This is a genomic window from Candidatus Woesearchaeota archaeon, assembly GCA_030651135.1.
Classification (GTDB): domain Archaea; phylum Nanobdellota; class Nanobdellia; order Woesearchaeales; family JACPBO01; genus JACPBO01.
The window spans coordinates 1-5,082 of the sequence record JAUSCS010000012.1; the positions used below are offsets into that span (position 1 = coordinate 1).

Annotated in this window: 7 protein-coding genes; 3 read left to right on the forward strand and 4 right to left on the reverse strand. The window is 37.1% G+C overall.

Annotation, left to right across the window (positions count from 1 at the left end; genetic code table 11):
* The 4 genes from Q7J54_06400 to Q7J54_06415 form a co-directional block, all read right to left on the reverse strand.
* On the reverse strand, positions 1-465 hold a 465-nt coding region (locus Q7J54_06400), incomplete at its 3' end, for a helix-turn-helix domain-containing protein (protein MDO8741174.1).
* Between the two features lie 112 nt (positions 466-577).
* Complete coding sequence (locus tag Q7J54_06405) at positions 578-1,270, reverse strand: EcoRI family type II restriction endonuclease (GenBank protein ID MDO8741175.1); 693 nt, start codon at positions 1,268-1,270, stop codon at positions 578-580.
* Positions 1,221-1,892, reverse strand: a complete 672-nt coding sequence (locus Q7J54_06410) for an SAM-dependent methyltransferase (protein ID MDO8741176.1) — start codon at positions 1,890-1,892, stop codon at positions 1,221-1,223. The genes Q7J54_06405 and Q7J54_06410 overlap by 50 nt, the downstream gene beginning before the upstream one ends.
* A gap of 64 nt (positions 1,893-1,956) precedes the next feature.
* A complete protein-coding gene (locus tag Q7J54_06415) occupies positions 1,957-2,943 on the reverse strand; it encodes an IS1595 family transposase (protein ID MDO8741177.1) in 987 nt (328 codons plus the stop codon).
* A 751-nt stretch (positions 2,944-3,694) separates the two neighbouring features.
* Between Q7J54_06415 and Q7J54_06420 the strand changes: the two genes are divergently transcribed.
* The 3 genes from Q7J54_06420 to Q7J54_06430 all read left to right on the forward strand — a co-directional run.
* Positions 3,695-4,021 (forward strand): hypothetical protein, encoded by a 327-nt coding sequence (locus tag Q7J54_06420; protein ID MDO8741178.1) that lies wholly within the window; start codon positions 3,695-3,697, stop codon positions 4,019-4,021.
* A gap of 153 nt (positions 4,022-4,174) precedes the next feature.
* On the forward strand, positions 4,175-4,678 hold the full coding sequence (locus Q7J54_06425) for a hypothetical protein (GenBank protein ID MDO8741179.1): 504 nt from the start codon (positions 4,175-4,177) through the stop codon (positions 4,676-4,678).
* 92 nt (positions 4,679-4,770) lie between these two features.
* On the forward strand, positions 4,771-5,082 hold a 312-nt coding region (locus Q7J54_06430), incomplete at its 3' end, for a hypothetical protein (GenBank protein ID MDO8741180.1).

Consider the following 5,082-nt stretch of genomic DNA (forward strand, 5'->3'; position numbering starts at 1 on the left):
GATTTTTGAAACTGCTATAATATGACGCAGTTTGATATGCTTTTCTATGATTTCGGCCATTCTTTTTAAAATTACTGCCCGTTTTTTATCTTCGCTGATTCCAAAAGTATTATCGAGTGGATCCAGATTATTAACAACTTCCAACAGAGAATCTGCCAAACCCTTAAATCCAAAAAAGACTCCGCTTCGTTTTTTTGATTTTACTAGCAAAGCTCTCAAATCTGCCATTTGATGGTACAAAATTTCTCTCTGGGCAATATTGTCATCGACAAGATTGTCCATTGATATATTATGTTGTCTCATAAATTTAATCAGACTATCTACTGGTATACGCCTATCGGTGCGTCGTTGACAACTGCTTTGAACCTGGTGTCCATTTATTTGGTCTTGGTCAAATAATCTTCTGATTGTTTTAATTGATAGCCCGCAAATTTTGGCAGCTTTGCCGGTTGTGTAAGTTTTCATTTTCTCTCTCCATAGAAAAGACATTTTTGAAAAGGTGCTATCCAAATTATAACAGATAATTTAAATTAGTCAATTATATTGATTGGGGAATTATGTATATCTTAACACTAAATTAGAAAATATAATTTCGGATACTTGTTTCTGCTACCTCTTTCATTATTTCGTATAGTTCATTTACCTCCCAGTTTTTTTCTCTAAAATACATTGATACTGGTGAAAAGCCCTCTCTCTTAAAAACATAAGTCGTATTCAAGGGAAAAAATTCATTCATTGTAATAATTCGGTCAAGAATTGAAGAGTCGGGGCTGAAATCCACACCCCAACCGAAACAAATAAAAGGGGTGATTTTCTCGTATTGCAAAGTTGAGCGGATACCAATTAAGTTTTTACCCAATCTTTCAATGGCGTTTCCCTGTGCCTGTTTCTGTTTACCTTCTTTTTCTCGCAAGTCATTCGTGCCTTGTTTTTTCATTTCTACTGCTAACACAATACGCTTAAAATCTTTATTTTCTTTTGACTTCAAAAGCAGTATCCCGCCATCTGGCTTAATATAAGAATCCTCTTTTGTAAGATTAGAAAACTCAAACCTTTTTTCGTAAGATTTTATAATGGCTATCAGTTCGCTTAACTTGATAGTTTTTACATAATCAAGTTCGTAGCCCTTATCGGTCAATCCTAATCTCTCATAGAGATAGGCAACAACCTTATCCATAGCCAGTGCGACATTTTTGTCGTCTTGCTTTGATTGTAGGTTTTTAGGCGTGTGCTGTTTTGAGTTTTCCCGTAGTTGTTTGCTGGTTGCCATATTTACTTTCTACAAAATAATGACCTTTCAATTTAGGTATATTAAACATTAAAATCTCACTATGAAAAAGGATATTTTCAAACACATCTTTTGGAAGCGACACAATCGTTGTTATTTCAGGATACTCATTATTTATAAACTTTAACCACCTTTTGCTTGTGTCTGATTGATTTAATCTGAAACCATAAGGCGTAAACATTACGATAGGAGTTTCGTGTCCGAATAACTCTACTGCTTTTGCAAACCATACTTCTGGCAATAGTGGTCTACCTCCGTAATTTTCTTTGATATATTGTTTTGTCTTGCCATCAATATTGAATGGCGGATTCATAATTACGAGTGAAATCTTGCCTTTTATTTCGTCTTTTTTAATTTCTAAATAGTTTTTAACTTTTGTTTTTGGAAAACCTTGATTTTCAATATCTATCCCTAAAACCTTGTAGCCATTTTTCTTAAAAGGTTTTAATAAAGAACCTTGACCCACGCAAGGGTCAACAATCAATCCATTTTTTTTAATATGAGGACTAACTAAATTAAACAAAAACTCACTCACATAATCAGGAGTAAAAATAGTTGCCTTTTTTTGTTCTTTATAAAAATTGTTTCTATCTACTCTATACATTACCTAATCTTAACAAAAAAGACACCTGTCAACAAGGTATCTTTATCTTTTCTTCTTTTTCTTTTTAGGCAACTGCAACTGTGTGAGCAAACTGGATTTTTGCCGTGTATATTTGGCTACCCTTTTTACCACTTCTGCGAACGGCAGGTTTAGTGGCTCTATAATTTGTTTTCGCATAGTTTCTTGTTAGTTTTCTATATTTTAACCCCTGTTGCTTATTTTTGCAAACTGCCTCTACAAAATCCATTGAACTGCCATTTGATAATCTGAAAGCAAACTCATTAACATACCTTTGCAAATGCTTTTTACTCAAATGGTGGTAAGTGCCATATACTCCACGCTTGAAAGTAGCCCATACACTTTCAATGCTGTTAGTTCCTGCATTGCCTTTAATGTATTCGCCTTTTGAGTGATTGACTACTTCGTGTCCGTATCCCTTTTTGCTAATACCTTTATATGAGCTGTAATCATCAGTAAAAAGCTGGGACTTTTTTGAAATGTTAGCTTCTATGATTTTATGAATTTCGTATCTGCCAGTAGTATCTACGACTTTGCCGACCACTCTGCCATTTCGTTCTTTCATACCGACAACGGCAATCTTATTGACCGCACCCCTGCCGTTTTTATTTCTTTTATTATAGTGCTTATTCTTTTCTTTGCCACCAATATAAGTTTCGTCTATTTCAACCTCACCCTTTAACTTTCCGTATTCATAACACGCTTCTCTAATTCTTTGAGCCATAAACCACGCTGTCCTTTGCTGGACTTTTAGAAGCTCTGCCATTTCAAGAGAGGACACCCCTTTTTTAGCCGTTCCCATAAGATACATACATAAAAGCCAAGTGTTTACTGGGATATGTGAACCCTCCATAATTGTGCCTGTCTTTATAGTAAACTTTTTATTGCAGTCCCCACATTTGTAGGGCTGATTACCAGATACTTTGTATATCTTTAATCCTTTGCAATAAGGGCATAATGGCTCTTTGCCCCAGCGTTGTTTTGCGAAAAACCTTTCTGCTGATTTTTCGTTCTTAAAAATTGTTGTTTTCATAATTGTGTTATTTGTTTATCTATATCCATCTTAATCTATTCAAGAGGTGTTGTCAAGTACCTGATAACACTAAACACCCGCTATTGACATAGAGTCTTTTTGGAAATAAGATAAAAGAATGATACCCCTGAAGCAGGAAGCACTATCTCGCTTTCTTCCGTAGCAATTGCTTGTTGAAGTCTTTAGCTAAAGACACTTATAGGTTTGTATTTCGGCTTACATCTCACCGAACCTATCCGTTTTTTTGAGACTCAACCAGAAAGAATAACGCTATAATACTCCCTGCTTCGGGGGTGTTTTTTTGTAAAAAAAATCTCACTTTGAAGGTCGGACACCAAGAGATAAATAGTTTTTAGTTATTTACCAACTTTGTTTTGAAGCATCAAAAGTTTTTTGCTCTTGATGCCCGACTCTCAAAATGAGAAGCTCTTTATTTTGATTGACGATACTCTGCTGGCAAAACTACTAACTAAATAAATCAAAATGACTTTTGACTGCTTCAGTTATAATTCTACCAAAACCAATTGCTGTGTCAATAGTGAATATCCACTTATTACATTTTAGTGTTTAGTTATACATAATTCCCATTGATTGTTAGGCATTAGAAAGAGATACCGAAACACTTGACATAGTCTTATATATATGATACAATTAAGGTATAGTTGAACCTTACAATTTCCCCTCTTTTATTCAGGCCATCATACTTTATGGTGTTCTGAAAAAGGAACAGAACTTTAAAAAGGAGCGGACAATGGACGAAGTTATTTCTGATGTTTTGACGATTGCCATAGGAATCTTTGGCATACTACTGATGATCGGCGGAGTGACTAATAACCCATGGCAGTTTGCCAGTCGACCTTACCGGTGGTTATTTCGAAACATACAGAACATGATTCGAAATACTCTGCAGAAATTTTTGCGAATGTTGAGCAGAATTCTGCAAGGCCTTGTAGATCTTACGTTGAGTGGGATTATTGCTTTTTGTCGCCGGTTTCCCAAAACAGCTGGCACAATTGCCGTAGTTCTTATTTTATGGACCATCGCGACCATCGCCTTGTCTCATGCGGGCTTCCCATAAGCCCGCTTTTTTATTAAAACATCTAAATGATTGACATAGTTTCATGTATATGATACAAAAGAGCAGTGAGTTGAACCTTAAAAATTGCCATTTTCCATTGATATGGAAACGGATTGACCACGGTTGGTTTCTCTAAATTGAAAGGACGACACAATGGCTCTGTACATCAGTTTTGTAAGTGGCGTGTGCTTTCTCTCTGGGGCGATATTGATTTTTAAAGGAGCACACAACATCAAAAGCTCTGGCAGAAATGTGCATTTGGTCTTTATTGGACTTGCACTGCTGGCGGGAACAAATAATTTTTGGTTTCTTGCCGAAAAGGAGCTGAACGAACTGACCGTCTTTGATAACGCTGTCAAAACCCAAATTTCGCAGGTCAAGACTGCTGATAAGCCGCATATCAACGGCTATCCAATCTCCTGCGACGATCTTCCTAATGGTACTTACAGCCGAATGAAAGAAAGCGAACGATTTGCGTTTGTTTACCGCGAAATCGAAAATCCATTTGAACAAAACATCATCGCAGTTTATTCCGATGGAAGAATTCCTTGGCGATTTGTGATTGTAAAAATCCCCGAGGAAATCCAAGAGGAAATTGAAAAAATCGAAAAGAAACAGATCAAAATCAAAAATCCTTTTGTGGTGGTAAATCCATAGCAAAACAAAGGCCTCTGGGGAATAGGCATCATAATTCCCCTCTTTTTTTCAGGTCATCTCGGAGATGGCTTGAAAGAAGGAGTCCGATTGGATTGGACAACAATTCTTGGGAGAAAAGCGATGAACGATCGAACAAAGAATGTGTTGGGATTAATGAGGCAAAACACGCAGGCTATCGCTGGAGCCACCAACAAAAACCCAATTGTGGAACTGGCAAAACAGCCACCAAGCTATCAAGTCATCGTATCTTCGCCCAAGGCACCCATGAGCGCCGTCGTTCGCCGGCATTGTCGCCGATACAACAAAAGTCTCATAAGAATGATGCTCGCCTAAAGAGCATCTCAGGTCCGCCTATGGCGAGACAAAGTCTGCGCTTTGGCGCAAGACAAAGTCCGCCACTGGCG

Excerpts from the sequence above, each read along its gene's own strand:
- Q7J54_06405 (MDO8741175.1), bottom strand. The coding sequence starts at position 1,270 with ATGGCAACCAGCAAACAACTACGGGAAAACTCAAAACAGCACACGCCT.
- Q7J54_06410 (MDO8741176.1), bottom strand. The coding sequence starts at position 1,892 with ATGTATAGAGTAGATAGAAACAATTTTTATAAAGAACAAAAAAAGGCA.
- Q7J54_06415 (MDO8741177.1), bottom strand. The coding sequence starts at position 2,943 with ATGAAAACAACAATTTTTAAGAACGAAAAATCAGCAGAAAGGTTTTTC.
- Q7J54_06420 (MDO8741178.1), top strand. The coding sequence starts at position 3,695 with ATGGACGAAGTTATTTCTGATGTTTTGACGATTGCCATAGGAATCTTT.
- Q7J54_06425 (MDO8741179.1), top strand. The coding sequence starts at position 4,175 with ATGGCTCTGTACATCAGTTTTGTAAGTGGCGTGTGCTTTCTCTCTGGG.